Genomic DNA, 3307 nt, shown 5'->3' on the forward strand with positions numbered 1-3307 from the left:
CTTCCTGTGCCCATAGCTCGTCTCCTTTGCTGCACATTATGCTATCAAAGGAGCGGCACCAAACCGCGACAGGTCCAATATTTGCTCGAGTTGCCGTGTAGAGCTGACGGTATTCGTCAGGTGAAAACCACGCGCGATGCACCACCTTGCCCGAAGCGCGATAGGGCGCTGAGAGATCGGGTAAGTGATCAAGCCAGCCTTTGCGGATGGCTGTTTTCAACACCAGGCGAAGGGTTACAATCTCGTCATGGAGCGTAGAATACGCCGGCGACTTGTCGTTTGCCGGGTTTTGGATGCGTTCAACGCGATAGTCCTGAACCGCTCCTGCTTTGATCTGCGATAAACCCATCTTCGCGAAGAACGGCATCAGATGCAGACGGATTCTTGCCTTGTGCCCCTCAACCCATTTTGAACTCCTCTCACCCTCGGTGATGACCTCATATTCCTTTTGGAAGGCTACCGCCGCGTCAGAGAAGGTGTGCTCAGTGATCAACTCGCCAGCCCGCTGCTTCCCTCGAAGCGTGAGATACCAGTCCTCAGCGAACTCCTTGGCGGCCGCCAAGCTTTCTTCCTTTGTCGTCGTGCGGTGGTTCTTGCTTTGCAGAAAAGTGGAACACTGCCAGTACCGGCTGTTTTCGCGCCGGTACACGTGAACTTTCCCGCCTAGAATCGTGTGTTTTGCCATGGAAACGCGCCCCGGCTGCACATGTGTGAAAGTGTGTAAGATGTGTGTAAGGCTATTTTCAACGAAACAAGCGGTCAAGCCTTCGATCAACCTCTTGTTTTCATTGGTATTTTGGTTGCGGGGGTAGGATTTGAACCTACGACCTTCAGGTTATGAGCCTGACAGTTTTCGAGTATAGGTGCGATCCACCTCGATCTAATCGACTTAACCGTGCTCCGTCTGGTCCCTGGGGTACAATACCCGCGCCTTAGGGTAACCCGGCCCCTTGAACCTTGAGCAGTGCCTGATTTCGACAAGGTTGCAGTCGAGGGCAAAGAGCGCCTGGGACATGGAGTCGACCTGGTCATCGTATTTGCCGTTGGGGAAGGCGGCTGCCTCGGCCAGGAACTGTTCTTTCCAGGGGGCCGTCCTCGGCAAGCGAACCTGACCGTCTTCCAGCTTGGGCGATTGGATGGCCATGCGCTCGACCTTCGAGCCTTTCGGGGTGTACCATCGGACACCTTTGCGATCCTGCCGCTCAAGCTGCTGAGCAAAGCCTGTTCCCACTCCGACTGATTCAACCATGATGAGGTTCGGCTTCCATTTCTCCCGCAGTTTTGCAGCGATGCGCAGCAAATCTGGTTGTAACTGCTGGCCGCGATAGACGTCGAGCAGATCCATATGATTGCCAAGCAGGCCCCAGGTCGTACAGACCGAGTAATCGTTGGTTTCCCCCGGAATTGCAGCGGTGTCCCAACTCTGGGTGATTGCCTCATAATCGCCAAGTCTGAGATTTTCGGGGATTTCCCCAAACCACTCGGGCTTGATGATACTGCCCCCGGCCGGTTGCGGAGCCTGCTGGTACTGCGCCTCAAAAGCCCGGGTCCCCATCTCCCGACACTTTTCCTCGAACTGCGGAATATCCATGTGCTCGGGTAAAAGCGCGGTCCCCTTTTCGCGGTTCCAGTCCAGATTGTCGGTCAAGGACACCTTACAGTCGCAGCGCGCGATTGCGGGAAGCTCCAGAACTTCCCAGCCCCTGGTCGCAATGAGGCGGCCCGGCAAGTCATCATGGTGCAACCTCTGCGCCACCACGATGACGGCGCCCATCTTGGGATTGTCGAGGCGCGTCATGACCGTGTCGGTAAACCATTGATGAAGCTTGTCTCTATGAGTTTCAGAGGCCACGTCCGCTGCCTTCGAGGGATCATCGAGGATCAGGAGATCGCCACCTCTGCCGGTCAAGGCTCCCCCAGAGGATGTTGCCATCCGAAAGCCGTGTCGCGTGGTTCTGAGTTCCTCGACCGAGCTCCGCTTCGGGTCCAGCTGGAGGCCGGGGAAGACACCTCGGTAGGGGGCTGAATCGATCAGCCGGCGGCTGTCGCGGCTGAATCCCTCGGCAAGATCGAGGCCGTAGCTCATGCAAATGATCCGCCGGGCCGGGTTCCGCCCCAAGGCCCAGGCCGGGAAGACGACACTGGCACAGAAGGATTTCAGGTGGCGGGGTGGCAACAGGATCAGAAGACGCCTTACGTCGCCGCGCTCGACGCGTTCCAGGGCATGGCAAATGGCCCGGACGTGGTATCCTTCATGGAACGGGGTGCCAGGCCGCAGTTCCAGGAAGGCGCGGTGTACGAAGGGGAATAGCTCTTGCCGATACAAGGACCGCACGTCTTTGGCCGCGGATGGATCAGTCATCGTGCCCACCTCCCTGAACTTGCTCGTCCCCCTTCTGGGCGTTCAGCTCCTCCTCCACCGCCTCTACAAGCCCGACCCAATCAGCATGAGTCTTCAGAACCGCGAGATCCGCGTCCGCCAAAACCAAGTCCGCCTCGGGACCAAGCGGGGCGTCACCCTCATCGGCAAGCTGAATGAGAAGCTTCAGATGTTGGTGACTACCCTTCGTTGCCTTCTGGACCAGCATCTCCAAGGCAGCTTCGCGCTTGGACATCTGCACCTGTTGGCCGTTCTTCGTAACAGAAAGCTTTGCGTTAAGGATTTTTTCGAGCGTCGCCTGCAGTGAGGCCTCCTTCTTGGCCTTGCCACTCGGGTTGCCAGACTGCCCTTTCTTGAACTGGGTGTGCTTCGGCGGCTTGCCATAGCCCACCTCGTAGTCGTCCCCCGCGGTCTCATGAGTCCCCATCAGAAGTCCTCCTCGATCTTGTGAGATGTCGGGGGCGGCGGGGTGCCCACTGCTTCGCCCTCCATGGCCGTAAACCTGCGCCCGGTCTCGGCATGAACGGCCGTCTCACCGGTCAGAGATTGCCAACGGCGGATCGCCACATCGACATAGCCGGGATCCAGCTCGATCCCGATACAGCGCCGCCGACACCGCTCCGCGGCAAGCAGCGTCGTCCCGGAAGACCGCATCAAACATGCGGTCTTCCAGGAAGTCAGCAAGCGCGGCTCTGTCCAAGGCAGAGCCACAGAAGATCCTGTGATCCCCGAGAATCCATCGATCCCCAGGCTGCGTGACCGCCGGTTGCGCCGCCAACTCTGCCAGGTCATCCGCATCCGCGGCGTCCGGCTCCGTGACATCACTTTCTTCGAACACCAGCGCCTCAAGTTGTTGGGATGATCGCAGCCGGGATGGCCTTTTCGCAAGCCGGGGCCGTCTGCGGCTGTTCTGCCAAGACCGCTGCG

4 protein-coding genes are annotated in these 3307 nt (G+C 58.7%); all 4 read right to left on the bottom strand.

The genetic code is table 11. The features are described 5' to 3' along the window. On the bottom strand, positions 1-685 hold a 685-nt coding region (locus BKY27_RS19410), incomplete at its 3' end, for a hypothetical protein (RefSeq protein WP_233491918.1). Between the two features lie 204 nt (positions 686-889). Further along, positions 890-2362: a phage terminase large subunit gene (gene terL / locus BKY27_RS19420; RefSeq protein WP_071676104.1), complete on the bottom strand. Its 1473-nt coding sequence runs from the start codon at positions 2360-2362 to the stop codon at positions 890-892. Beyond that, positions 2355-2807 carry a DUF5681 domain-containing protein gene (locus tag BKY27_RS19425; protein ID WP_071676105.1) on the bottom strand — a complete coding sequence of 151 codons (453 nt, stop codon included), beginning with the start codon at positions 2805-2807 and terminating at the stop codon, positions 2355-2357. Before BKY27_RS19425 ends, terL begins: the two co-directional genes overlap by 8 nt. Next, positions 2807-3034 carry a site-specific DNA-methyltransferase gene (locus BKY27_RS20300; protein ID WP_199559140.1) on the bottom strand — a complete coding sequence of 76 codons (228 nt, stop codon included), beginning with the start codon at positions 3032-3034 and terminating at the stop codon, positions 2807-2809. The genes BKY27_RS19425 and BKY27_RS20300 overlap by 1 nt, the downstream gene beginning before the upstream one ends. Positions 3035-3307 lie beyond the last annotated feature (273 nt).

Source organism: Nioella nitratireducens, from assembly GCF_001879715.1.
Lineage (GTDB): Bacteria > Pseudomonadota > Alphaproteobacteria > Rhodobacterales > Rhodobacteraceae > Nioella > Nioella nitratireducens.